The sequence below is a fragment of the Streptomyces sp. AK02-01A genome (genome assembly GCF_033795305.1).
Lineage (GTDB): Bacteria > Actinomycetota > Actinomycetes > Streptomycetales > Streptomycetaceae > Streptomyces.
Genome location: NZ_JARBAE010000011.1, coordinates 114,809 through 139,850, shown reverse-complemented (window position 1 = coordinate 139,850; position 25,042 = coordinate 114,809). Strand labels below are relative to the sequence as shown.

Annotated in this window: 19 protein-coding genes; 10 read left to right on the top strand and 9 right to left on the bottom strand. The window is 67.7% G+C overall.

Going from position 1 to position 25,042, the window contains the following annotated elements:
* Nucleotides 1-47: 47 nt before the first annotated feature.
* Nucleotides 48-1,001: a hypothetical protein gene (locus PV679_RS13970; protein ID WP_319680510.1), complete on the top strand. Its 954-nt coding sequence runs from the start codon at nt 48-50 to the stop codon at nt 999-1,001.
* 19 nt (nt 1,002-1,020) lie between these two features.
* Nucleotides 1,021-2,022 (top strand): alpha/beta fold hydrolase, encoded by a 1,002-nt coding sequence (locus PV679_RS13965; protein WP_319680509.1) that lies wholly within the window; start codon nt 1,021-1,023, stop codon nt 2,020-2,022.
* A 292-nt stretch (nt 2,023-2,314) separates the two neighbouring features.
* Here the strand turns inward: PV679_RS13965 and PV679_RS13960 are convergent, their stop codons facing one another.
* Nucleotides 2,315-2,908: a DoxX family protein gene (locus tag PV679_RS13960; protein WP_319680508.1), complete on the bottom strand. Its 594-nt coding sequence runs from the start codon at nt 2,906-2,908 to the stop codon at nt 2,315-2,317.
* A 69-nt stretch (nt 2,909-2,977) separates the two neighbouring features.
* Nucleotides 2,978-3,358 (bottom strand): YciI family protein, encoded by a 381-nt coding sequence (locus PV679_RS13955; protein ID WP_319680507.1) that lies wholly within the window; start codon nt 3,356-3,358, stop codon nt 2,978-2,980.
* Between the two features lie 402 nt (nt 3,359-3,760).
* Between PV679_RS13955 and oxc the strand changes: the two genes are divergently transcribed.
* From oxc to PV679_RS13915, 8 genes are all read left to right on the top strand, one after another.
* Entirely contained in the window at nt 3,761-5,488 is a 1,728-nt protein-coding gene (gene oxc, locus PV679_RS13950; RefSeq protein ID WP_319680506.1) for an oxalyl-CoA decarboxylase, read from the top strand.
* A gap of 26 nt (nt 5,489-5,514) precedes the next feature.
* Nucleotides 5,515-6,729, top strand: coding sequence for a CaiB/BaiF CoA transferase family protein (locus tag PV679_RS13945; RefSeq protein WP_319680505.1), 1,215 nt, complete (start codon nt 5,515-5,517; stop codon nt 6,727-6,729).
* A gap of 8 nt (nt 6,730-6,737) precedes the next feature.
* Nucleotides 6,738-8,327, top strand: coding sequence for an AMP-binding protein (locus tag PV679_RS13940; RefSeq protein WP_319680504.1), 1,590 nt, complete (start codon nt 6,738-6,740; stop codon nt 8,325-8,327).
* 203 nt (nt 8,328-8,530) lie between these two features.
* Entirely contained in the window at nt 8,531-10,564 is a 2,034-nt protein-coding gene (locus PV679_RS13935) for a thioredoxin domain-containing protein (protein ID WP_319680503.1), read from the top strand.
* Between the two features lie 202 nt (nt 10,565-10,766).
* Nucleotides 10,767-12,023 (top strand): glycosyltransferase, encoded by a 1,257-nt coding sequence (locus PV679_RS13930; protein ID WP_319680502.1) that lies wholly within the window; start codon nt 10,767-10,769, stop codon nt 12,021-12,023.
* Nucleotides 12,020-13,666, top strand: a complete 1,647-nt coding sequence (locus PV679_RS13925; RefSeq protein WP_319680501.1) for an ArnT family glycosyltransferase — start codon at nt 12,020-12,022, stop codon at nt 13,664-13,666. Before PV679_RS13930 ends, PV679_RS13925 begins: the two co-directional genes overlap by 4 nt.
* Nucleotides 13,663-14,910: a glycosyltransferase gene (locus PV679_RS13920; protein WP_319680500.1), complete on the top strand. Its 1,248-nt coding sequence runs from the start codon at nt 13,663-13,665 to the stop codon at nt 14,908-14,910. Before PV679_RS13925 ends, PV679_RS13920 begins: the two co-directional genes overlap by 4 nt.
* Entirely contained in the window at nt 14,907-17,345 is a 2,439-nt protein-coding gene (locus PV679_RS13915) for a galactose oxidase-like domain-containing protein (protein ID WP_319680499.1), read from the top strand. Before PV679_RS13920 ends, PV679_RS13915 begins: the two co-directional genes overlap by 4 nt.
* An 82-nt stretch (nt 17,346-17,427) precedes the next feature.
* On the opposite strand, the gene PV679_RS13910 is transcribed toward PV679_RS13915, so the two are convergent.
* The 7 genes from PV679_RS13910 to PV679_RS13880 form a co-directional block, all read right to left on the bottom strand.
* Complete coding sequence (locus PV679_RS13910) at nt 17,428-17,772, bottom strand: hypothetical protein (RefSeq protein ID WP_319680498.1); 345 nt, start codon at nt 17,770-17,772, stop codon at nt 17,428-17,430.
* A 68-nt stretch (nt 17,773-17,840) separates the two neighbouring features.
* The gene (locus PV679_RS13905) at nt 17,841-18,554 is read right to left on the bottom strand and encodes a M15 family metallopeptidase (protein ID WP_319680497.1); all 714 of its coding nucleotides are present in this window, start codon (nt 18,552-18,554) and stop codon (nt 17,841-17,843) included.
* A 62-nt stretch (nt 18,555-18,616) separates the two neighbouring features.
* Entirely contained in the window at nt 18,617-20,842 is a 2,226-nt protein-coding gene (locus tag PV679_RS13900; RefSeq protein WP_319680496.1) for a glycoside hydrolase domain-containing protein, read from the bottom strand.
* A 123-nt stretch (nt 20,843-20,965) separates the two neighbouring features.
* On the bottom strand, nt 20,966-22,216 hold the full coding sequence (locus tag PV679_RS13895; protein WP_319680495.1) for an ABC transporter permease: 1,251 nt from the start codon (nt 22,214-22,216) through the stop codon (nt 20,966-20,968).
* A complete protein-coding gene (locus PV679_RS13890) occupies nt 22,213-22,917 on the bottom strand; it encodes an ABC transporter ATP-binding protein (protein ID WP_319680494.1) in 705 nt (234 codons plus the stop codon). Before PV679_RS13890 ends, PV679_RS13895 begins: the two co-directional genes overlap by 4 nt.
* On the bottom strand, nt 22,914-24,140 hold the full coding sequence (locus tag PV679_RS13885; RefSeq protein ID WP_319680493.1) for a hypothetical protein: 1,227 nt from the start codon (nt 24,138-24,140) through the stop codon (nt 22,914-22,916). Before PV679_RS13885 ends, PV679_RS13890 begins: the two co-directional genes overlap by 4 nt.
* A complete protein-coding gene (locus PV679_RS13880) occupies nt 24,137-25,006 on the bottom strand; it encodes a hypothetical protein (protein ID WP_319680547.1) in 870 nt (289 codons plus the stop codon). Before PV679_RS13880 ends, PV679_RS13885 begins: the two co-directional genes overlap by 4 nt.
* Nucleotides 25,007-25,042 lie beyond the last annotated feature (36 nt).

Below are 25,042 nucleotides of genomic sequence, written 5' to 3'. Positions count from 1 at the left end.
CCCCTGCCGATGGGCTTGCTCCGGTGCGTGTGAACAGGAGAGTTGTGATGACGACAGACGCCAACTTCTTGACGGGCAGCGACGGTCTTGTGGCTGTCGACAAGCTGGGGAACCACATTCTGTTCCTCGATCCGGAGACCTGCGAGGTCGAGCTGACGCTCGAAGGTTTCGCGCCGAGGGTGCACGAGCTTCTCGTCTCGCCCGATCACTGTTTCGCGTATGTCCCCATTTACGGCGCCGGTATCCACGGGGACAATCCGCATCCGGGCCATCTGGTCGCCAAGTTCGACCTGCGGGAACGGAAGCATGTCGGTGACCTCAGCACGTTTCCGCATCTGGCCCCGCATGGTCTGCGCTGGGGTGCGGACGGCCAGTTGTACTGCGTGTGCGAGAACAGTGGTGTGGTGCTCGAAATGGACCCCGAGAGCGGCACGGTCGAGAGCGTGATCGAGGTGGGCTCCAACAAGGCACACCGCGTCGAGGTGCTGCCGGACAACAGCAAGCTCTACACCGAGAACGAGGAGGACACGTTCGCGTCGGTCGTCGATCTCGCCACGAAACAAGTGGTCAAGAAGATTCCCGCACCGAACGGGTGCGCGGGGATCGGTATGTCCCCGGACGGGGAGACGGTGATCCTCGTCGACGCGGAGCAGCCGCAGCTCTTCGTCGTCGACACGGTCTCGGACGAGATCCGCTCGACGATCACACTCGACGGGCACCGGAAGGCGGCCCAGATCGCGCGCTACAGCCCCGACGGCAGGTACCTTGTCGTCACCAACTTCGAGGAGCCGCTGGCCACGGTCTTCTCCGAGGACCTCAAGTCACAGACGCTGCTGCACCTCGGCCAGGGCCCCATGAACATGGCCTTCCACGAGGACGGCGAAACGGTACTCATCGCGAATCACAACGAGGGTTCACTGGCAGTGTGCAACCTCGAACGCGGCGAGGTCATGCGTACCGTGCAAGCGGGCGTCGGCATCGAGACCCTCTCGTACTTCTAGAGGCTTCCAGAGGCCGCTCATGACCACCGACTGGGAATCCGAAGCCGAGCCAGGCTTCCACACCGTCAGCGACTTCCGGTTCGAGGACGGACACCGCCTCGATGTGACGCTGGCGTACCGCACGCTCGGATCCTTGAACGCGCGCGCCGACAACGCCGTGATGTTGTTGCACGGCACGACCGGTTCCGGCCGGCAGTTCCTGCAGCCGTCCATCGCGGACTTTTTGTTCGCGAGCGGCCGGCCCCTCGACGTGACCAGGTTCTTCCTGATCATGCCGGACGCGATCGGTCACGGCCGGTCGAGCCGGCCCAGTGAGGGGCTGGGACCGGATTTCCCGCACTACGACTACGGCGACATGGTCGAGGGGCAGCATCGGCTGCTCACCGAAGGGCTCGGCATCGAGCGGCTGCGGCTGCTGCTCGGCACCTCGATGGGCGGTATGCAGACGTGGCTGTGGGGTCAGCGGTATTCGGGCCTGCAGGCGTTGATGGCGGTTGCCAGTCTTCCCGAGCGCATCACCGGGCGGAACCTGCTGTGGCGGAGGATGCTGATCCGTCTGATCGAGTCCGATCCCGGATACGCCGGGGGCCGCTACAGCAAGCAGCCGGCCGGAGTCGGTCACGCGATGGCGCTGTTCCGGCTCATGACCGGCAGCGCACGGCACATGGCCACCGAACTGCGGTCCGTCAGGGACACCGACGGGCAGATCGACGGCATTGAGTCGCAGGCCCTGGAGGGCGAGGACGCCAACGACGTGGTCTGGGAGTTCGACGCGTCCAGGGACTACGATCCGGCTCCCGGCCTCCCCGCGATACGGGCACCGCTGCTGGCCGTCAACTTCGAGGACGACGAACTCAACCCCGGCGAACTCGGCGGGCTGGAAAGAGCCATCGCCGCGGTTCCCCACGGACGGGCGATGACACTCCCGGCCGGCCCGCGAACACGAGGCCACCAGACGCTCCACGTCGCCGAGGTGTGGTGCGACCACCTCGCCGAACTGCTTGCGGAGACCGGGGGTTGATCTCGCCCCCCCCGGGGGGCGCCGCGCTCTACTGAGCCGCCTCCCGCCGTTCCTGCGCGGGTAACGGGCCGCCCACACCTCGGCCGTACGGCAGCAAAACGCGGGACCCGCGCGCGCCAGGCGATGAGTGTCCGGAGGCGGGGTGCGAGCTGAAGTTGCTGAGCAGTCGGCGCGCATCCGGCGGGGCTCTGCCGACTGCGGCGAAGTCACCCGATCAGACGCACCCTTTCAGCCTTCAGATGCGGTTGCTCCGGGCAGCTTGCCGGGCAGTTCTTGAGCTTTGACGGCCGGCTCACGGGCCGTGTGTGGCTTCCCGTACCCCGTGCCCGTTCGCGCGCCACAGCATCCGGCGTGTGGCCAGGCCCGCCAGTACGCCTGCCGCGCAGCCGGCGAGGCCGGCGGACGCGGGCCAGTCGACACCGGCCAGCCGGTCGAGTGACCAGGCACCCGGTCCGTTGAGCCCGACGGCGGCCACGGTCACGATCAGGACCAGTGGGAACTCGTACCCGTCGTCCTGGACCCAGAGCCCGTGCGGGTACTTCACCGTGGCCGCGACGGTCATGACACTGGCGACGGCTCCCACCGCGAGCGGTGTCAGGAGCCCGGCCGCGAGCAGCAGGCCCCCGCCCGCCTGACCGGTCCCCGCCGCCAGTGCGGTGAGCCGGCCGCCACGGAAACCGTCGCGCCGGAACTCCTCGGCGCCGGCGGCCAGTCCGGCTCCGCCCAGCCTGTGCGTCATCTTCTGCACACCATGGGCGGCGACGAGCCCTCCCACGACGACACGGAGAGCGACCAGACCGGCTTCGGTCCGGCCGGGGCCCGGGCGTGTGGCGGCCTCCGCCGCACGCGGAGAGCGTTGCCTGGTGGTGGGACGCGGATACCGCATGGTCACTTCCTTTCTCGTTCGACGCATTGAGTACAAGGCCCTGGTCCGGAGTGCGCAAGTCGTGTGCGCTCAGTGCAGGCGGAAGGAAGAAGTGGAGGCGTCGAGCGAGAGCGGGATACGCCCCTCACGCAGCTCCCAGGGGAACGGCCCCTCGAAGGTACGCAGTCCTCGCCGGCACAGCGGGTCCTCGGCGAGCAGTTCGCGGGCCTCGTCGACGGTGCCGGTGTTGAGGATGGTGAGACCATCGCCGACCTGCACACCCGGTTCCACAAACGGACCCGACGCCCACAGCAGCCCGCGCCTCTCCAGATCGATCATGTACCGGAGGTGGTCCGCGACGTAGGGCGTGATCTCAGCGTCCTCGGCGACCTTCCGGTTGATCGCCGCGAACAGCCGCTTCCTGGCCATGGGAGTGAGGAGTCGCTCCACGGTCTTGTCCGTCGCGGGCATGTGAATGCTCCTTCTGATCAGGGTGGCGGCGGCGCGTCCGCATGTTGAGCAGGACAGAACTCCGGTAGGACGAGGGCTCTCATGAATCGGCCGGCGAGGCAACACGGTGCGCTGATGCGCCTCTGCCACGCGGCCACCAGCCGATCAGTGCGGCTGCGGCACAAGCGGCCGCCCCAGAGCGAGCGAATACCGGGGACTGGCCGCGTCCGCGACCGCACCGATGACGGACGTGCGGCCTTTTGGCCTGCCCGCGGACCGTCGGCAGACGCCGTGCCGACGAACCTGGATGGACCCCTTCCGCTGAGCGTGCTCGCCGCCGCGGTGCGAGGGTTGGAGTCAGTCGCTCGTATTCCTGGGTGATTGATGTGGCATGCAAACATGCGGGTAACGGGTGGAGCGGACATGTCTGAGCGGTCAACCCGGCGATTGACCAATGGGTTCAATCTGCTTGTCGACGCACTCCAGGCCAATGGGGTGCGGAACATGTACGGGGTGGTCGGAATTCCGGTCACGGATGTGGCGCGTCTGGCGCAGGCCCGTGGCATGAGATACATCGGATTCCGGCACGAGGCGTCGGCCGGAAACGCCGCGGCCATCGCAGGATTTCTCACGCGGCGTCCAGGTGTCTGTCTCACTGTTTCCGCTCCAGGCTTTCTGAATGGCCTGGTCTCTCTCGCGGCGGCGACGGTCAACTGCTTCCCCATGATCCAGATCAGTGGTTCCAGCGAACGGCCCGTCGTCGATCTCCAGCGGGGCGACTACGAAGAACTCGACCAGTTCAGCAGCGCGAAGCCGTTCGCGAAGGCGGCATACCGTGTCGACCGCCCCGAGGACATCGGACTGGCCACCGCGCGCGCCGTCAGAGCCGCCGTGGCCGGACGGCCCGGCGGCGTCTATCTGGACATTCCCGCCACGGTCCTCGGTGCGACTCTCGACGCGGCGAGAGGAGCCGAGTCGATCTTCAGTCCCGTGGATCCGGCGCCGCTCCAGCCGCCGGATTCCGCCTCCGTCGGACGAGCCCTCGACCTGCTGAGCCGTGCCCGGCGGCCGCTCGTCGTGCTGGGCAAGGGAGCGGCGTACGCGCAGGCGGACGAGTCCATCCGGACCTTCATCGAACGGACCGGTATCCCGTTCCTTCCCATGTCCATGGCGAAGGGGCTGCTGCCGGACGGTCACCCGCGGTCCGCGGCGGCCGCTCGCTCCTTCACGGTCGGCAGTGCCGACGTCGTTTTCATGGTCGGTGCACGGCTCAACTGGATGCTGAGACACGGTGAACCGCCACTGTGGAACCCGGACGCGAAATTCATCCAGGTCGATGTCGCGGCCACTGAATTCGACAGCAACCGCCCCATCGCGGCTCCCATCCTCGGGGACATCCGGTCCGTCTTCGACGTGCTGGTGAAAAGACTTGAGGAATATCCGGTCCAGGCGCCCAAGGAATGGATCGATGAGATCGAGGGCCATAAGGCAAAGAACGTCGAGAAGATGGCCGCCCGTCTCGCCGCACCCCATGCGCCGATGGGGTTCTATGGCGCGCTCCGGGTGATCAAAGAGGTCATCGCGGACCACCCGGAAACATATCTGGTCAATGAGGGTGCCAATACGCTCGACTTCGGCCGGGACATCATCGACATCCACAGACCGCGGCACCGCCTCGATACCGGTACGTGGGGTGTCATGGGGATCGGCATGGGCTACGCGATCGCGGCAGCCGTGGAGACAGGCGATCCCGTGATCGTCGTTACGGGCGACAGTGCTTTCGGGTTCAGCGGCATGGAGGTCGAGACGGTCTGCCGCTACAAACTCCCCGTGGTGACCCTCGTGTTCAACAACGGTGGCGTCTACAAGGGCGACGCTGTGAACACCGAGTCCGCCGATCCGGCACCGACCGTCCTCATGCACGACGCACGCTACGACAGGATCGCCGAGGCTTTCGGTGCCGCCGGCCACAACGCCACCACACCCGAAGAACTCGACTCCGCGCTGCGCCAGGCCATGGCATCGAAGAAGCCGGCGGTCATCAACTGTGTCATCGATCCCGCACTGGGCACGGAAAGCGGACATCTGCAGAACCTCAACCCGCAGAGTTCGCTACCGGAAACAACACCGAAGACGAAGCAGACAGCGTAACCGAGTATGACAAGGGGACGGCCTCAATGACGGTCACCGCACGCGCAGCAAAAGACCGGGCGAGAACGGACGCACAGAGCGCCGGACATCTCGATCCCGAGAAACCTTATCCGCTCGCGGGAATCACTGTACTCGACTTCACACATGTGCTGGCGGGGCCGACCTGTTCGCGCATGCTCGCTGACGGTGGAGCCCGGGTCATCAAGGTCGAACGGCCGGGCATGGGCGATGACACCCGTAAAATGGGACCGTTCCTCAAAGACGGAAGCAGCGAGTACTACCGCTTCGCGAACCTCGGCAAGCAGTCCATCGCCATCGACCTCAAGAATCCCGAGGACATGGCACTCGTCAGGCGGATGCTCGGCAAGGTGGACGTGGTCGTGGAAAACTTCCGGCCCGGTGTCATGGCCAAACTGGGCATGGACCCCGAAGAACTGGTCAAGGAGTTCCCGCGCCTTGTGGTGTGTTCGATCTCCGGCTTCGGCCAGTACGGACCCATGCACGACCAAGCCGCGTACGACACGATCATCCAGGCCCTGTCCGGGATCATGGACGCCACCGGTACACCGGACGGCGGGCCCACCCGTGTCGGCACGTCCCTCTCGGACATCGCCGCGGGTATCTACGGATATTGCGGCATCGTGACCGCACTGCTCGCCCGGGAGAACACCGGAATGGGGAGTACCGTCGACATCGCCATGCTCGATTCGACGTTCGCCCTCCTTGAGCACGGTCTCATGGACGCACTCGGCCCACGCGTACGGCCCCAACGCCTCGGGAACCGGCACCCCTTCATGTATCCCTTCGACACCTTCGCCTGCCAGGACCAGCCACTCGCCATCACCGTCGGGAACGACCACCTGTTCGGCATCCTGGCCGAAGCGCTCGGCAAACCCCAACTGGCGACGGACAGCCGCTTCAACACGAACGTGAAGAGGTCCGACAACTGGGCACCGCTGAAGCAGGAAATGGAGGATGTGCTCGGCGGCGACACGGCCGCGGTATGGCGCGAGAAGCTCGAACAAGCCGGTATTCCGGTTGGTGTGGTCCTCAATGTGGACGACACGCGCAGACTTCCCCAGATCAAGGCCCGGGCCATGGTGAAAGACATCGGGGGCTACGACGTGCCCGGCAGCCCCATGAAGTACGGACGGTACAACTCCCTGGGCACGATGCTGCCCTCGCCCGGTCTCGACGAGCACGGCGCCGCCATCCGCGCCGAATTCCAAGAGCAGAAGTAAAGCGGTCGATGCCACCCACCGGCGAGATCTCCCGTACGGGCCGCACAGTCGCCGGCCGGCCGTGGCTCTTCACGATGCTTTCGGCCGCCGCAGACTCACACGGCGCGCGCACCGCCATTCATGAGGCGGCCGGAAACACGGGTGTCACCTACACCGAGCTGAAGGAGGCATCCGCCGACTTCGCGAGGCACGCGCGGGGAGCAGGTGTCCGACCGGGCGACACCATCGGGCTGCTGTCCGACAATCGCCTTGAGTTTGTCCTTTCCTTGTTCGGGTTGTCATCGCTCGGCGCCGCCGCAGCCTTGATCGATCCTCGGGTGGCGCCGGGAGAAGTACGCGCACGCCTCCAGGCCGTAGGTGCCCGGGCGGTGCTCACAACGACGCCGTCCGAGAACGGCATCTGGCCCGTACCCGCGTTTCCTGTGCGAGCACATCGTGACTCCCACGGCCTGGCCCTCACCCTCACCATGGATTCGCACACTTCGTTGGCCGACTGCGGCCAGGGAAGTCCGGCTCTGCCTCCGGGGTGCGAACTGATCCTGTTCACCGCAGGGTCGACAGGCCGCCCCAAGGCGGTTCCTCTTACCGGCACCAACCTTGGCTCGTCGGTCGGGGGACTTATCTCCAGCCTTGGGCTCGGGCCGTCGGACGCGACGTTGCTCGCCATGCCGCTGTTCCACGGACACGGTCTGATGGGAGGTCTCCTGGCCACTCTCGCATCGGGAGGACGCGTCGCACTGCCTTCCTCGGGGCGCTTCAGCGCCCACTCCTTCTGGCCGGAGATGACAGACCTCGGAGCCACCTGGTACACAGCGGTCCCCTCGATCCATCAGATCCTCCTGCTGCGTGCGTCGTCGGAGTATCCGGGACCGGGCAAAGCGCCGTTGCGTTTCATCCGGAGCTGCAGCGCTCCCTTGTCCGCCGCCACCGCTCGAAAACTCACGTCAACCTTCCACGCACCCGTGGTGCGCGCCTACGGGATGACCGAAACAGCCCACCAGACCGCGTCCGCGCAGTTGAACCACCTGGTCAGCTCCGACGAGGGATACGTCGGTGTGCCGACCGGTGTCGAGGTCGGCATCATCGCCTCGGACGGTTCTCCCGTCCCCATCGGAGAAGAGGGAGAGATCGTCGTTCACGGACCGTCGGTTATGCCCGGATATCTCGGCGATGATTCGGCCGACCCGGCTCTCGCCGGCGGGCGATTCCGTACAGGAGACCTGGGCCGCGTCGACGCCGACGGCGCGCTCCATCTCACCGGCCGGATCAAGGAACTGATCAATCGGGGCGGTGAAAAGATCTCTCCGGAATCCGTGGAATCCGTTCTCGCGCAGCACCCTCAGGTAGTCGAGGCGGTGGCGTTCGGAATTCCCGATCCGCTGTACGGTGAGCGCGTCGCGGCCGCGGTCACACTGGCGGGTGGATCAACTGCCACCCCGGATGCGCTGAGGGCGTTCTGCGGAGAGCACGGGAGCGGCATCCTGGTTCCCGACCGGATCATGATCGTGCCGAGGATGCCCTTGACGGCGAAGGGAACCGCTGATCGCCGCGCGCTCGTGTCCAGAGCGACAAGCGACGAGGGATCGGTGCCGCGGTGATCAGGCTCTCCGAATGGCCGGTGCACTGACGTGGGAGGTGGACGACGTGGCCGATGCGGTGGCCGTGCGCATGGAGCATCAGCGCGTCCTCCGCGAGGGTGACCGGCGGTTCGCGTTCCTGGTTGAGCCGGGCCTACTCCGCTCCGTGCGCTGCCCCTGTGGCGCATGGGCGAGGCGGAGGCCGGGTGCGCAAGGATGGGGGTATGTCGAACCGACTTGCGCAGGCCACATCCCCGTACCTCCTCCAGCATGCGGACAACCCCGTCGACTGGTGGCCGTGGGGGCCGGAGGCTTTCGAGGAAGCGCGGCGGCGTGATGTGCCCGTTCTGCTGTCGGTCGGCTACTCGGCGTGTCACTGGTGTCACGTCATGGCACATGAGTCGTTCGAGGACGACGACACCGCTGCGTACATGAACGAGCACTTTGTGTCCGTCAAGGTGGACCGCGAGGAGCGGCCCGATGTGGACGCCGTCTACATGGAGGCCGTGCAGGCGGCGACCGGGCAAGGCGGCTGGCCCATGTCCGTCTTCATGAACCCGGACGGTGAGCCGTTCTACTTCGGTACGTACTTCCCGCCCGAGCCACGCCACGGCATGGCGTCCTTCCCGCAGGTGCTGCGCGGCGTGTCCGCCGCCTGGACCGACCGGCGCGGCGAGGTCGCCGAGGTGGCCGGGCGGATCGTCCGGGATCTGGCCGGGCGGTCGCTGGCGCGGAGCGGTGACGGGGCGCCCCGGGAGGAAGAGCTGGCGCAGGCGCTCCTGGGACTGACCCGGGAGTACGACGCACAGCATGGCGGCTTCGGCGGCGCGCCGAAGTTCCCGCCGTCGATGGTGCTGGAGTTCCTGCTGCGCCATCACGCCCGCACCGGTTCCGAGGGCGCGCTCCAGATGGCGGCCGACACCTGTGAGGCGATGGCCCGGGGCGGGATCTACGACCAGCTCGGCGGCGGCTTCGCCCGCTATGCGGTGGACCGCGAGTGGACCGTGCCGCATTTCGAGAAGATGCTCTACGACAACGCGCTGCTGTGCCGGGTGTACGCCCACCTGTGGCGGGCCACCGGATCCGGTCTGGCCCGGCGGGTCGCCGTGGAGACCGCCGACTTCATGGTGCGTGAACTGCGCACGGCCGAGGGCGGGTTCGCCTCCGCGCTGGACGCGGACAGCGACGACGGCGGCGGGAAGCAGGTGGAGGGCGCGTTCTACGTATGGACGCCGGAGCAGCTTCGCGCGGTGCTGGGCGAGTCCGACGCGGAGTTCGCCGCGCGGTACTTCGGCGTGACCGAGGAAGGGACCTTCGAGGAGGGCGCCTCGGTGCTTCAACTCCCACGGGACGGCGGGGTGGTGGACGCCGCGCGGGTCGAGTCGGTACGGGAGCGGCTGCTCGCCGCGCGTGCGGAGCGGGCACGGCCCGGCCGGGACGACAAGATCGTGGCCGCCTGGAACGGTCTGGCCGTCGCCGCGCTGGCCGAGACCGGAGCGTTCTTCGACCGGCCGGATCTGGTGGAGCGGGCGACGGAGGCCGCCGATCTGCTGGTGCGCGCGCACCTGGACGACAGGGCGCGGCTGGCCCGTACCTCCAAGGACGGCCGGACCGGAGCCAACGCCGGAGTGCTGGAGGACTACGGCGATGTGGCGGAAGGTTTCCTGGTGCTCGCCGGGGTCACTGGTGAAGGAGCGTGGCTGGAATTCGCCGGGCTGCTGCTGGACATTGTGCTCGACCGGTTCGTGGCGGAGGACGGCGCGCTGTACGACACCGCCGATGACGCCGAGCGGTTGATCCGCAGGCCCCAGGATCCGACGGACAACGCCACTCCTTCCGGCTGGACGGCCGCCGCCGGAGCGCTGCTCTCGTATGCCGCGCACACCGGCTCGGAGAGGCACCGGAGCGCCGCCGAGGAGGCGTTGGGCGTGGTGAAGGCGCTGGGGCCGCGGGCTCCGCGGTTCATCGGCTGGGGCCTCGCGGTCGCGGAGGCTCTGCTGGACGGGCCGCGTGAGATCGCCGTCGTCGGACCGGCGGACGGGTCGGGGACCGCGGCGCTGCACCGTACGGCGCTGCTGGCCACGGTTCCCGGCGCGGTGGTCGCGGCCGGCGCGGCCGGGAGCGGTGAGTTTCCGTTGCTGACGGATCGTCCGCTGGTCGGCGGACGGGCCGCCGCCTATGTCTGCCGGCGGTTCGTGTGCGCGGCGCCGACGACCGAAGTGGACGTGCTCAAGGGCGAGTTGGCGGTATTTGAGTAGTGCGTGGCCGGTTTCTGACCCGCCGTGAATCGGCCTGAAACGCGGTATTCACCAAATCGGCCCCCCGACCGTCACAGGTCCCCCCTATTGTCTTCACAAGAGACACAACAGGTGCGCATGGGGGACATGCGCACGGGGGGATGACGGGTGAGCCGGCGGCCAGGGGGGCCTGCCGCGGTTCATCCTGGCCGAGGGGGGCCGTGTGTTCACGTCCGTGTTCATCGCTGCCGTTTCACTGGCACTTTTCTGGATGGCCGCGTTCACGCTCTGGTGGCAGATGCACGCCTGGCGTACGCCTGAAACGCTGGCCGCGACCAGATTCGACCGTCCTGACGGCGGCAGAGAGGGATCGTTCTCGCTGCTCCTGCCCGCCCGGCACGAACAGGCCGTGCTGGAGCACACCGTCGAACGGTTACTGGAGTCCAGCCACAGCGACTTCGAGATCATCATCATCGTCGGCCACGACGACCCGGAGACGGCGGCGGTGGCCGAGCGGGCCGCGGCCCGCGACCCGGGCAGGGTCAGGGTCGTCGTCGACACCCACGAGGCGAAGAACAAGCCGAAGGCGCTCAACACCGCGCTGCCGCACTGCACGGGCGAGGTGGTGGGCGTCTTCGACGCCGAGGACCAGGTCCATCCCGAGCTGCTGACCCATGTCGACCACGCCTTCCGCTCCACCGGCGCCGATGTCGTCCAGGGCGGGGTCCAGCTCATCAACTTCCATTCGAGCTGGTACAGCCTGCGCAACTGCCTGGAGTACTTCTTCTGGTTCCGCAGCCGGCTGCATCTGCACGCGCAGAAGGGCTTCATCCCGCTCGGCGGCAACACCGTGTTCGTACGGACCGACGTGCTGCGCGCGGCCGGCGGCTGGGACCAGAACTGCCTGGCCGAGGACTGCGATCTGGGCGTACGGCTCTCCAGCATCGGCAAGAAGGTCGTCGTCGCCTACGACTCCGCCATGGTGACGCGCGAGGAGACGCCGGGCTCGCTGATGTCGCTGCTGAAGCAGCGCACCCGGTGGAACCAGGGCTTCCTGCAGGTCTACCGCAAGAAGGACTGGAAGCAACTGCCCACGAGCGGACAGCGGATGCTCGCCCGCTACACGCTGATGACTCCGTTCTTCCAGGCTTTCACCGGACTGATCATCCCGCTCAACGTGGGCATCGCGCTCCTCCTCGACGTACCGGTGACGATCGCGTTCGTGACCTTCCTGCCGCTGGTCACCGCCATGGTCACCTTTGTCTTCGAGATCGTCGGGCTCCATGACTTCGGTAAGCAGTACGGGCTCCGGGTCCGTCTGGTGCACTACCTCAAGCTCATTGTCGGCGGCCCCTTCTACCAGCTCCTGCTGGCCGGCGCGGCGATCCGCGCGGTCTGGCGCGAGCAGCGGGGACACGGCGACTGGGAGCTGACCAGTCATGTCGGCGCGCATCTCATCCGAGAGGACGTCCACGCGTGACTTCCACCCTTCCCGCGGTGACGACGGAGCAGAAAGCGGCCGTCACCGCGCGGCACAGCCGTGTCCCGAGCGGCAGGCATCTGACGGTCCGGCCGGTGGTGCGGTTCCGGAGCTCACGCGCCGATCTGGCGCTGTGCGGTGTGCTCCTCGTCGCGATTCTGCTGGTCCAGGGCTGGAACATCCAGCACTATCCGTCGCTCAGCGACGACGAGGGCACCTATCTCGCACAGGCCTGGGCGGTGCAGCAGGGCAAGGGCCTGGCCCACTACACGTACTGGTACGACCATCCGCCGCTCGGCTGGATCCAGATAGCCTTTCTGACCTGGCTGCCGTCGCTCTTCTCGCCCGAGTCGATGACGGTCGCGCCGATGCGCTTCTCGATGCTGCTGGTCAGCGCGGCCAGCGCGGTGCTCCTCTATGTGCTGGCGCGGCGGCTGTGGCTGCCGCGCTGGGCGGCGGGTCTGGCGATGGTCCTCTTCGGACTCTCGCCGCTGTCCGTGGTGCTCCAGCGGGAGATCTTCCTCGACAACATCGCCGTGATGTGGATGCTGCTGGCGTTCTGCTTCGCGGCCTCGCCCAACCGCCATCTCTGGCACCACTTCGCGGCCGGGCTGGCGGCCGCCGCCGCGGTGCTCACCAAGGAGACCATGCTCGTCGTCCTGCCGGCGCTGCTGGTGACGATGTGGCGGTTCGGCCATCGTGACACCCGTAAGTTCGCGCTCACCGGAGCGATCACCGCGTGCGCGCTGATCGGTCTGTTCTATCCGCTCTTCGCCCTGCTCAAAGGAGAGCTGCTGCCGGGCGCCGGGCATGTCTCGCTCTGGGACGGCATCATCTACCAGATGAGCCGGCCGGGCTCCGGTTTCGTACTCGATCCCGGCAGCGGCTCGTACGGTGTCCTCCAGTCCTGGCTGTACTACGACCGGGTGCTCCCGCTGGGCGGCATCGCCGGCGCCGTCCTGCTGATGCTGACCTGGCGCTGGTCGGTCACGGCGCGGGCGCTGGCCGGTCCCGCGCTGGCCGTGGTGATCCTCACCGCGGTCGCGATGCGTCCGTCCGGCTATCTGCCGGCCATGTATGTCATCCAGGGGCTGCCGTTCCTGGCGCTGGTGCTGGCGGGCGGCGCGGCGAGCGTCGTCCACGCGGTGCTGCGCAGACGGCGCGGCCCGCGCGAGGGCCGGGTGCTGACGACCGTGCGCTGGACGGCCCTGGTGGCGCTGGCCGCCACCGCGGTCGTCTACGTGGCACCGCGCTGGTACGACGGCAACCGCACCGCGCTGACCACCGACGCCAACGCGCCTTACCGGGCGGCGGCCTCATGGATGGCGAACGAGGTGCGCGACCCGTCCCGGGCCCGGGTGCTGGTCGACGACGCGCTCTGGCTCGACCTGGTGCACGCCGGGTACGAACCGGGACTTGGCGCGATCTGGTTCTACAAGGCCGACCTCGACCCGGCCGTGACGGAGACGATGCCGCGGGCCTGGCGCGATCTGGACTATGTGGTCGCCTCCCCGACCGTACGGCGCGACGCGCGTGACCTGCCCAATGTGCGGGACGCGCTCAACCACTCGACCGCTGTCGCCGTCTTCGGCGTCGGCGAGGACCGGATCGAGATCCGGCAGATCGTGGGAGCCGAGCGATGAGCATTCTTCCGCCCACCGGCGCCGGGGAACTCGGCGATCCGGAGCTGGAGGCGACGGCCGTGGCCGAGCCGGGAGCCGTCACGGTCATCATCCCGACGTTCAACGAGTCGGGAAACATCAGGGAGTTGCTGCGGCAGCTCACCGACGCCGTACCGGCCAGGCTGCCCTGTGAGGTGCTCTTCGTCGACGACTCGACGGACGACACACCCGAGGTGATCGCGGCCGCCGCGCAGGACTGCCCGTTCCCGGTCGGTGTGATCCACCGGGACACACCGGAAGGCGGCCTCGGCGGCGCCGTCGTCGAGGGTCTCAAGGCGGCCGGCTCGGACTGGGTCGTCGTCATGGACGGCGATCTCCAGCATCCGCCCGCGCTCGTGCCCGACCTGGTCGCGGCGGGCGAGCGGGAGTCCGCGGATCTCGTTGTCGCGAGCCGTTATATCGACGGCGGCAGCCGCGCAGGGCTCGCCGGCGGCTATCGCGTCGCCGTCTCGCGCGCCGCCACCTGGCTCACCAAGGGCGTCTTCCCGGGCCGGCTGCGCGGCATCAGCGACCCGATGAGCGGCTTCTTCGCGATCCGGCGCTCCGCCGTCACCTCGGAGGCGCTGCGTCCGCTCGGCTACAAGATCCTGCTGGAGCTGGCGGTGCGCTGCCGGCCCGAGCAGCCGGCCGAAGTGCCGTTCGTCTTCCGTGACCGGTTCGCCGGTGAGTCCAAGTCGACGGCCAAGGAGGGCCTGCGGTTTCTGCGCCATCTCGTGGAGCTGCGCACGGCCGCGCCGCTCGCGCGGATGATCGTGTTCGGGCTGATCGGGCTCAGTGGTTTCGTACCGAATCTGCTGGCGCTGTCCGGGCTGACGGCGGCGGGGCTGCATTATCTGCCGGCCGAGGTGCTGGCCAACCAGTTCGGCGTGGCGTGGAACTTCGTGCTGATCGAGACGCTGCTCTTCCGCAGCAGACGGGCGCACCGCCACTGGGCGGACCGGGTGGGCCGTTTCGCGCTGCTCGCCAACGCCGATCTGCTGCTGCGTATCCCGCTCATCGCGCTGTTCGTGTCGCGCTTCGGGACGGGTGTGCTGCCCGCGACGGCGATGGCGCTGCTGGCGACGTTCGTGCTGCGGTTCGCCGGGACGGAGGCGCTGGTGTATCTGCCGAAGCGGAGGCGGCGGGAGGACCGCTCGCGGGCGCGTGCCGTCGTCCTCGCGGAGCGCCGGGTGGCCGGCGGAGGGACCGAGAGGGTCAGCCGATGAGACCTTTCCGGAGAACGCCGGCCGGGCGCCGGCGCCGTACCGCGCTGCTTGCCGTCGCCGCGCTGACCGGCGGGCTGCTGCTCAGCGCGCAGGGCCCGGCCGCCGCGGGCGCCAATCTGGTGAAGAACCCGGGCTTCGAGACGGCGGGCACGGACGGAATGCCGTACTGCTGGGAGCGGTCCGGCTGGGGCGACAACGACTTCACCTTCACCACCGTCACCGGCGCTCACTCCGGCACCAAGGCGCTCAAGGTCGAGCTGACCCGTCGGGCCGAAGGGGACCGCAAGGCGCTGATCACGGAGTCCGTGGAGTGCGCGCCGGATGTGCTGCCGGAGCGGCAGTACGACCTGTCCCTCTGGTACAGGTCGACGACTCCGGACGCGTCGGTCACGCTCTTCCGGCATGACACGACAGCGGGCTGGCAGTACTGGACCGACCTCAAGACCCTTGACCTGAGCGCCGGTTACCAGCGGGCCGAGGTCCGTACTCCGGTCGTCCCGCCCGGCACCGACCGGATCACCTGGGGCGTCTCCGTGTACGGCACGGGCAGTGTGACCACCGACGACTACACCATGGAGGAGGTCGCGCCGCCGCCGGCCGAACCGGAGTGCACCGGCACGCCGCAGGAGTGCGCCGACGGACGATGGCAGGTGCTGCCGACGGAGAATCCGGTGCGTTCGATGCACTCGGTGGTGCTCCACAACGGCAAGGTGCTGCTGATCGCCGGCTCGGGCAACGATCCGGAGATGTTCGAGGCCGGTACGTTCACCTCCGCGGTGTACGACCCGGAGGACGGCTCGTACCGCACGATCCCCACGCCCGACGACATGTTCTGCTCCGGACATGTCCAGCTCGACGACGGCCGGGTGCTGGTGATGAGCGGCAACAAGGGCTATCCGTCGGCGGACGGCACGATCGGCTACCAGGGCTACAAGGACTCGTACATCTTCGACCCGGACACCGAGACCTACACCAAAACCAATGACATGAACGACGGCCACTGGTATCCGTCGGCCACGATCATGGGCAACGGCGATGTGATGTCCTTCGGCGGGCTGCGCGAGGACTCCAGCGGTTCGGTGACCGCCGAGCGCTGGTCGGCCGCGCAGAACAGGTGGCTGCCGATGACGCAGGTCAACCAGACCTGGTCGTACTGGGGCCTGTATCCGTCGATGATCCTGATGCAGGACGGGCGCCTCTTCTACTCGGGCAGCCATGTCTTCGGCAACGGCACACCGGGCAGCGGCTCGGCGGTCTACGACTACGAGGCCAATACCGTCACCGAGATTCCGGGACTGCGGAACAAGGACGAGCGCGACCAGTCGGCGAGTGTGCTGCTGCCGCCCGCGCAGGACCAGCGGGTGCTGACCATCGGCGGCGGCAATATCGACTCCAACCCGGAGGCGAACCGGCTCACCGATCTGATCGACCTCAAGGAGCCCGACCCGAGCTACACACCGGGTCCGCCGCTGCCGCAGGGCACGGTGGATCTCGGCGACGGTCCGCGGCCGGAGACGGGAGAGCAGGGCAAGATGTACGGCTCGGCGGTGCTGCTGCCGGACGGCAAGGTGCTGGAGACCGGCGGCGCGCTGCACAACCGTGCCAATCCGGTCTATGAGTCCTCGCTGTTCGATCCGGTGACGGACACCTTCGATCCGGTGGCGGTGGACACCGAGTCGCGCGGCTACCACTCGTCGGCGTTCCTGCTGCCGGACGGCCGGGTGATGACGACGGGCGACAACCCGGGCAATGGCTCCTGGAATCACGATGTGTCGCTCTACACACCGCCCTATCTGCTCAAGGGCCCCCGGCCGAAGATCACTTCGGTGATCGACAACCAGTGGCTGTACGGCGATACGCAGCGGATCACGGTCGACCGGCCCATCGCCAAGGCGGAGCTGATCCGGCCGGCCGCCGTGACCCATTCCTCCGACCCGAACCAGCGGTTCGTGGATCTGCCGCTCTCGGTGGACGGAAACACCATCGATCTCAATGTGACGAGCAATCCGAATCTGGCGCCGCCCGGCTGGTACATGCTGTTCGCGGTCGACGCCAATGGCGTGCCGTCGGTGGCCGAGTGGGTGCGGCTGAGCGGTCCGACGGCGCTCGCGAAGGATTCGGCGGTGTCCGCGCATGTCCACGACTTCGCGGGAGATCTGACGCGGGCCGCCAAGAAGCCGCGGCAGCAGCGGACTTCGGCGCCGGTGAGCCCGCGGGTCGCGGGCTGCGACCGGCACTACGGCTCGGCGAACGTCTGTGTTCCCACGGCCTTCCCGGAGATGGTGAAGGCGACGGCCAAGGCGCGCTGCGACTGGCTCGCGGCGAACGCCTACGGCCGGCTGAAGGTCAACGGCAAGGACGACCCGCTGCGGCTCGATCCCGACCGGGACGGTGTGGCCTGCGGAAAAGGAGACCTGAAACGAGGCAGCGGCTGAGCGCGGTCATGGCGGCCGTGAGGTGCGCGGCAGCGGTGGCCGGCCGGTGGAAGCCGCCGCGCGGGGTCCTGGCCCGCGCGTGTCAGTCGCCGGCCGAGGCGGCGGACGCGCGGGCCGAGCGCTCCGCGCGGCGGGCCGTCACGGCACACGCCACCGACCCCGCCGCGCCGCCGAAAAGGACCACATTCACCCAGGACGGGACCACCTCGTGGGTCGCGCCGTCCTCGAATACGCAGGTCTGCCGGATCGGGAGGAAGCTTTCCCGCAGTTCGCGAAGGTGCGAGGCGCTGTGAATCAGCCCCTTCTCGCACATTTCGCCTTCTTCTGAGACGAAGACCGCCGAGAGTCCGACGCCGTAGGCGAGGAAAGCCGCCAGGAACAGCACCGCCGCGCCGGTCCGGAGGAGAGTCAGCCTCTTCTGTGTCATTGCAGCATTATGCATTCGCCGCGACCGTGCGGCCCTCTCCGCCGGAAGGGGCCACACGGCGGCACGGTTTACGCGGTCTGGAGGCGCTTCAGTGCCTCGGCGGCCTTCAGGCGGGTCTTGTCCTGTGTGTTCTGGATGACACCGGCGCCCAGCCCGGGCACGCCGTTCCAATTCCTGATTTTGGCCGCGAGGAGCTTCAGCCGGTCGGAGGAGGGCGGGACATCGATCTGGAAGTGCGACTGATCGGGCGTCGGGAAGTCACCGCCCCATTTCACCACGCCCTCGCACTCCGCGAGGATGTCACGGATCACCGCCAGTTCCTGGGGATAGAATCCTCCGGCAACGCCGACCGGATACCAGTCGGGGCGAATGTCGATCGCTGTACCTGAGGAGTGGTTCGTCTGGTATTCCAGACCCTTCTTGACCTTTCCGAAGGGTCTGAATCCGACGACATCACCGGGGCGCAGGGTGTCGATTTCGTAGTTGAAGCGGCGGACGACGTGGACGAGTACGGTCTCCACATCGCCGATGGCGACGTCCACGTCGAAACTCGCACCGGGAACCGGGCGTGTCCACACGCTGCCACCGGAATTGGGCGCGGTGTCGACCGGCCATCCATTCTCGGAAGGAATGATCTTCCGGGGCTCGGGCAGCGGCTTGGGCACGCGCTTGGGCACGCGGCTGTCCGCGGTGGCCGTTCCCGTCAGGATCTCCATACCGGCACCGGCGGCGACAGCGACACCCACAGCGGAACGCAGAAATACACGTCGTGATGTTGCCATGTAACTTTTCCTTCCGTGTCATGCGGATTGACGGCGGCTTGGTTGCCGCAGCTCAAGACGGTTCAGCCGCGCAGCGGAGCGAAGTACTTCTCCAGGATCTGGTAGAGGCCGATCTGGATCTGGCTGTCCGTCTCGGCCTCTTCTCCGAATCCGCGGAATCGCTTCAGCACCAGCCGCGAATTTTCCTGGCTGTATGTCAGATTCGGGCGCGGAATACCGACGTCGTTGGCGCCCTGGATGAGGACATGAGCGGTGGTGCCCATGCTGAAGGCGTCGTCGTCGTGCAGCTTCTGCCAGATGTTCCAGAGATCGGCGTCCTTCGTCTCATCCATGATCGTGCCGTTGATGATTCCCTGACCAATGGCGTAATTGCGGGCGATGATGGCCGTCTTCGCGAAGATCTGAGCGATACCGGTGCTGCTGTCGTTCTTGATCCATATGTCGAACGGGTCCCAGTCGCCACTGGTGTAATAGGTCTCCACGCCCGTGTCCGCGAGGGCGTCCAGGGTGCTCCACTTACGGAACTCCCAGAAGACCGGGATCATGATCAATGCCTTACGCATTCTGAGGGCTCTGGCCAGTCCGGTGAACACCGCGTCATATCCCATGACGACATTGAAGGCTTCCGTCGTGGTGTTGACCTGGATGGCGTCCTCGCCTATGTTCCCGCCTTCTTCCGGGATTCCCTTGCTCTCCAGATAGTGCTGGATCTCCGCGAGCAACGCGCCCTTCTGCGTCTTGTCGAACCCGACGTCGAGCTGGTCCGAGGGCGCCGGCGGGTTGAAGCTGCTCTGCCCCGCGTCGCGTCCCGAGTAGACGTTCTTGTCGATCTGGATCGAGCCGCTCCCGCTGCCCACGGTGATGGTCGCGATCTGGTCGAACGCCCAGTCCTCCGGCATCGGATAACCGAGGTTTCCGGAGAAGCCGGTGGACATGTCGGAGACAAAGCTGGCGGAGGTCAGGCCCTCGGCCGCCACGCGGCTGCAGATGTTACGAGGCCCGTAGACACCCACCTGGTAGCCGCTGGTGTACGAGTCCATCGTGGACTTGATGCCCCGGAAATGCGGCAGGATGCTGTCGGTCACCTGGTAGTCCAGGGCGTCGAAGTCAACCGCGAAATAGATGCGCGAACCGGGCTTGAAGCCGTGGTAGTTGGCCCAGAACATGGCGTCCAGCGCGTCGGACGCTCCCTGCGGACCGTTGAAGTAGCTCGCGGAACCACCGTAGGTCTGGTAGATCGGGAAGACCCGCATGCCGTTGTCGGCGATGACCGACAGTTCGCCGGGCTTGATTATCTTGTCGAGGTCCGTGCCCGCCACATTGCAGAGATACCGGCCGGCGACCTGGAAACCGGCTGCCTTCAGTGACTGCGCGCGCGCCGGGGTGATCTCGGTGACGCAGTCCAGCGCCGCTCCCGGGCGGGTCGGATCGCCCGTGGACACGAGCAGGGAGGCCCATGTCTGGAAGTCGCCCTGGCCGGTGACCGGCAGCTTGACGAAGCTCTGGAAGGTGCTGACCCGGGAGGAGAGATCCGAGTCGAACGAGCTGGTGAAGGCGACACCGCTGCGCTTGTTGAAAACCATCGCGGCGGAGAACAACTGCACCCACGTACCGGAAGAGCCGACCGACAGCGTATTCGCCTTGAGACCGGACTGTGTTCCCGGGCCGAAGACACCGTTCGCCACGTCGTCGGTCATACCGATCTGGTACTGGATGGCGAACATGAGCGCCTTCTGGACGTCTCGCGAGAAGAAGCCGTCACAGGGCACGATGAAGTAGTTCAGCCGGTTCACATACTTCGAGTTCATCCACTGCTGGATGGACCGGACGGTGTCGCTGCCGCCGCTGACGGTGACATACGGGTCCATGTTGAGCAGCGCCTTGAACAACTTGGGCACCATCGCGTCACCGGGATAGGCACCGGCGACACCCGCGTCCGACTTCAGCTTCTGCACGGCGGCGGACACCCGCGAGTTGTAGATGCCGTCGATCTCTCCGCCGTCGTATCCCTTGCAGTAGAGACCCGACTGGATGATGCGGACGACATTGGCCGAGGGCGCGGTGCTCGCGTTGATGGACGGCCATCTCGACGTCAGTGTCGAAAGGGTGGTCGGACCGAAACTGTCCGACAGCGCGCTGATGCCGAGTTCGTACTGGAGACACCGGGTCAGCGCGTACATCGTCGACCAGCCGGTCTTGCCGTCCTCCTCGACCCTTGGGATGCCGGGGTAGGTGCCGTACGTGGTGTTGATGAAACGCTGCGCCTGCTTCACCATATCGTCGGCCATGGTGGTTCCTTTCTGTTGTGCACGCTGTTTCCGTGCGTCGGGAAGGTGCGTGAGGAATGCGCGAACGCGGAACGGACGGGAGGCCGCTTCGACGGACCGGCGGCGGTCCGCTCGCGGCCGGCGTCAGCGGCGGAGCGCGTCCGCCGGCTGGACATGGCTGGCACGCCAGGCGGGATAGATCCCGGCGAGGAGCCCGGTCATGAGCCCGAGCAGCGGGGCCGCGACCACGGCGGTGGTGTCGAGGACGGGCGTCCAGTGCTGGACGGCGGAGACCGAGACGATGGTGAGTGTCCCGAGAGCGGTGCCCGCCAGCCCGCCGAGCAGCCCGAGGACCGCCGACTCGACGAGGAACTGGCCGGTGATGTGCGGGCCGCGGGCGCCGAGAGCACGGCGCAGTCCGATCTCCGAGGTGCGCTCCATGACGGCGACCAGTGTCGTGTTCGCGATACCGACCCCGCCGATGACGAGACAGACCACGGCCAGGACGTAGAAGAGCCGGCCGAGGTCCTGGCCCACACCGGAGCGCAGCGCGCGAGGGTCGGGCGGAGGAATGGTCCTGAAGTATTCGGGATGGGCGGGTGACAGGGCCAGCGCGGCCTGGTCCGCGATCTGGTTGGCCGCGCCGAGGCGTGTGGAGACAAGCATGTGCGCGCGCTCGTCGCGAGGCGTCCCCCAGATGCGTTCGGCGGTGGAGCGCGGGATGAGTACGGCGGAGAGCAGGTCCGGTTTACGGTCGACGTCCTGGAGGATGCCGATGACGGTGAAGGCGGTGTCGCCGACGAAGATCGCCGGACCGGTCTCCAGTGTGGTGATGCCCAGTCTGGCCGCGGCGGCCTTTCCGATCACGGCGACCCGCTGGTGCTCGCTGTCGTGGAAGCCGTCGAAGGTGCGGCCCTGCGCGAGGCTCGGGCCGACGGCCTCCAGCAGGCCGGGAGAGGCGGAGACGACCTCATATCCGTCACCGAGGCCGCTCTGGACGGGCGAGGACCGCACGGTCTGCCCGGGACCGAGACGTACCTTCCAGTACACGCCGGCCGCGCGCGCTCCGCCGAGAGCGGCGACACGCCGGTCCGCGTCGTCGGGAAAGGCGATGGGCACGCGGTCGGCGTCCTGGCCGCCGGTGTCCTCGACGGTGACCTGAGTGGCGGTCAGAGCGTTGAAGCGGCCGTCGATCTGAGACGCCGCGGTGCCGGTCAGACCGAGGACGGCCAGAAAGGCTCCGACGCCGAGCACGGTACCCACGGCGGTGAGCGCCGAACGCGCCGGCCGCTGGAGCACGCCCATGAGCGCTTCACCGAGCAGATCCCGCAGGGCCATGGCCGACGGCGCGTCTGGCCGCTCGGGCGCGCCGGAACGGAGGCGGAGGCCGTTCATACGGACGTCCGGGACCCGGAGGCTTCGGTCAGCCGTCCGTCCTGGATGGTGACGGTTCGCTGTCCCCGGTCGGAGACATACGGATCGTGCGTGATCACAACGAGGGTCATGCCGTCCCGGTGGAGTCGGTCCAACAGGTCAAGCAGCGCCTGCCTGTTGCGGGTGTCGAGGTTTCCGGTCGGTTCGTCACACAGGAGCAGCGAGGGCCGCGCCGCCAACGCCCGTGCGATCGCGACGCGTTGGCGTTCGCCGCCGGAGAGCCGCGCGGGAGTCGCGTGGCTCCGGTGCGACATTCCCACGCGGTCCAGCGCCTCCGCGGCCTGCGCCCGTCTGCGCCGGGCGGGGATGCGCTGGTACAGCATGGACAGCTCCACGTTCTCCAGCGCGCTGCGGTGCCCGAGCAGATGGAAGGCCTGGAAGACAAAACCGATGTGGCGGGCGCGCAGACCGGCGCGCCCGCTGTCGCTGAGGGTGCGTGTGTCGATCCCGTTGAGGAGATAGCGGCCGCTGGTCGGTGTGTCGAGCAGGCCGGCCAGATTCAGGAACGTCGATTTTCCGGATCCGGACGGGCCGACGACGGTCAGGTAGTCGCCGCTGTGCACGGTCAGGTCGCAGGAGTCCAGGGCCCGCACCGGCGGCGGCCCGGGGTACTGGAGGCCCACGGCCCGGAAGTCGATGACCGGTCGCGGTGAGTGGCTCACGACGCGGCACCGCCCGGGGAGCCGGCCGCGCCGACGCCCACGATCACCTTGGCGCCGGCGCTGAGCTCTCCGGAGCGCGGAGTGATCTGGACGTATCCGTCGGCTTTCATCCCGACGCCGACCTCGACGCGCCGCTGGTGACCACCGGTCTGGAGGAGGGTGACGGTGGTGCGGCCGTCAGCACCGAGGGAGATGGCGGATGTCGGCACGGCCAGCACCGCTTCCGTGGTCGAGGCCGCGACGACGGTCAGCCGGACATCCATTCCGGTGAGGCGGGCCGCCAGCGGCTTCTCCGGCTTTATCTGTACGGAGTATCCGCCGCCGGCCTCCTGAGGAGCCTCGCCGTGTTCGCCGTCCTTGGCCGAAGTGGGCTCCGTGGCGACGGAGGTGACGATTCCGGTGGCCTCTTCGCCGGTGCTGTCGGAGAGGATCTGGACCCTGTCGCCGGTGCTGACGAGATTCTTCTGGTGTGCTTCGAGGGAGCCGCGCACCATGAGGCGGCCGGCGGTGAGCGTCATCAGTTCCCCGGTGGCGTCGTCCCCGATGCCGACGGCGACAGAGTCCACTCGTACGGGCCGCGCGGCCACATAGACGACTTCGGACGTCGGCAGTGTGTGCCGGGACTCCACGGAGAGGGCTTCGTAGCCGGCCGAGTCGTAGAGCGCGCTGAGCGCCCTGTCCGTACCGTCGCCGAAGACGCCCGGGGAATCGGGGGCGGTGGCGTGGCCCAATTGGGCCAGAGCGCGCTGGAGTTGCCTCACGTCGTCGCCGTGCAGGCCGGATCTGAGATCGCGGTAGGCCGGGATGTCTCCGGGCAGCACGAACACCGGGCGGCCGGACACCTCCAGCAGCACGCTGCCGTACGCGGGCGAGGTCTGCGCCTTCGCCTTCACCTTGGTGACCACGGCGCGATTGACGTCCTTGTCGGCCGATCCGCCCGGGGAGACCGTGACGCGCTGGGCCGGTACGACCTGGCCCCGGGTCACCAGGGTCTCGTTCAGGACGCGCTTCTCGACCGGTGCGGTGAGGACTCCGGGAGCCGGTGGAGCGGTTTCCGCCGCCGCTTGGGCCGGAGATCTGACGAATGCCGCGGCGGTCGCTCCGGCGGTGGTCAGTCCGACCATGCCGACGACGACAAGAAGCAGCAGACGCCGGCGACCGCCCAGTCCGGTGTGGCCGGGAGGCGGACTCTCGTCCTCTTCCGTTGTGGTGGTCCCGTTCACTGTGGGCTCCCTTGCGCGACTGCCTCCGCGGCTTTCTTCACCGCCGCGTCGAGCCGGCGGCGTTCCTGCTCAAGCGCCTCGGCCTGGTCCTCGATGGCGGCTTTCTGAAGCCGGACCTCGGCGTCGAACCAGATCTTGGCCACCTGGGTCCGCCGCCGGCAGCGGATGTCCGCGGTGGCCGTCGCCCTCTCCAGCGGTGTCACCTCGGCGGACGCGAAACGCTCGTCGTCACTGGCGTCCAGCGGCTCCTTGTAGGAATAGCCGCCTTCCTTCAGACAGGCGGACCAGGCCGCGAAGGCTCTGACCACCTCCGGTTCGAGCTTCGCCCTGTTGAACTCGTCGGCGTTGATCTTCCGTGCGCTGACGGCGTCGGTGGCCGAGAGGGAGAGTTTCCGGTTCGCCTGCTCGACGCATCCGCCGGACGGCGGTTTCTTCCCGCCGGACGGCGTGCCGCCGCCGTTCAGCGCGCTGGTTTCGGCCTCGGTGAGCGCCGCCTCGTCGGCCGCTCCTCGCTCGGCCGCGGCGTCGTAGGCGGCCTGTTCCCCGGCGTCCGGCTTGTAGCCACGCTTTTCGGCCAGCGGCAGATCGTGAATGCCGTAACGCCAGTCCGTCAGTGTCTTGGGGCCTATCTGCGGAAGGTCGGGCACGGGATTCCAACTGAAGCCGAGACTCTTCATGCATTCCTGCACCAGTGTCTTCCGGGCTCCTGATATCTGCTTCAGTTCACTGTCTGTCGGCAGATAGGCCTGAATCGGCAGGACCCAGGTGCCGGGATCGTTCTTGTCGAACGTCGTTCCGGCCGCGGGCTTTCGAACCGCTACGGCGGCGTTCTGGGCCAGCGGCGAGCATCCGCCAACGGCGAGCATCACAAGCAGGGCTGTCGGAACGGCCCTTCTTATCGT

Bases quoted from the DNA above. Each gene is read 5' to 3' on its own strand.
- PV679_RS13970 (WP_319680510.1), top strand. From the start codon at position 48: ATGACGACAGACGCCAACTTCTTGACGGGCAGCGACGGTCTTGTGGCT.
- PV679_RS13965 (WP_319680509.1), top strand. From the start codon at position 1,021: ATGACCACCGACTGGGAATCCGAAGCCGAGCCAGGCTTCCACACCGTC.
- PV679_RS13960 (WP_319680508.1), bottom strand. From the start codon at position 2,908: ATGCGGTATCCGCGTCCCACCACCAGGCAACGCTCTCCGCGTGCGGCG.
- PV679_RS13955 (WP_319680507.1), bottom strand. From the start codon at position 3,358: ATGCCCGCGACGGACAAGACCGTGGAGCGACTCCTCACTCCCATGGCC.
- oxc (WP_319680506.1), top strand. From the start codon at position 3,761: ATGTCTGAGCGGTCAACCCGGCGATTGACCAATGGGTTCAATCTGCTT.
- PV679_RS13945 (WP_319680505.1), top strand. From the start codon at position 5,515: ATGACGGTCACCGCACGCGCAGCAAAAGACCGGGCGAGAACGGACGCA.
- PV679_RS13940 (WP_319680504.1), top strand. From the start codon at position 6,738: ATGCCACCCACCGGCGAGATCTCCCGTACGGGCCGCACAGTCGCCGGC.
- PV679_RS13935 (WP_319680503.1), top strand. From the start codon at position 8,531: ATGTCGAACCGACTTGCGCAGGCCACATCCCCGTACCTCCTCCAGCAT.
- PV679_RS13920 (WP_319680500.1), top strand. From the start codon at position 13,663: ATGAGCATTCTTCCGCCCACCGGCGCCGGGGAACTCGGCGATCCGGAG.
- PV679_RS13915 (WP_319680499.1), top strand. From the start codon at position 14,907: ATGAGACCTTTCCGGAGAACGCCGGCCGGGCGCCGGCGCCGTACCGCG.
- PV679_RS13910 (WP_319680498.1), bottom strand. From the start codon at position 17,772: ATGACACAGAAGAGGCTGACTCTCCTCCGGACCGGCGCGGCGGTGCTG.
- PV679_RS13905 (WP_319680497.1), bottom strand. From the start codon at position 18,554: ATGGCAACATCACGACGTGTATTTCTGCGTTCCGCTGTGGGTGTCGCT.
- PV679_RS13900 (WP_319680496.1), bottom strand. From the start codon at position 20,842: ATGGCCGACGATATGGTGAAGCAGGCGCAGCGTTTCATCAACACCACG.
- PV679_RS13895 (WP_319680495.1), bottom strand. From the start codon at position 22,216: ATGAACGGCCTCCGCCTCCGTTCCGGCGCGCCCGAGCGGCCAGACGCG.
- PV679_RS13880 (WP_319680547.1), bottom strand. From the start codon at position 25,006: ATGCTCGCCGTTGGCGGATGCTCGCCGCTGGCCCAGAACGCCGCCGTA.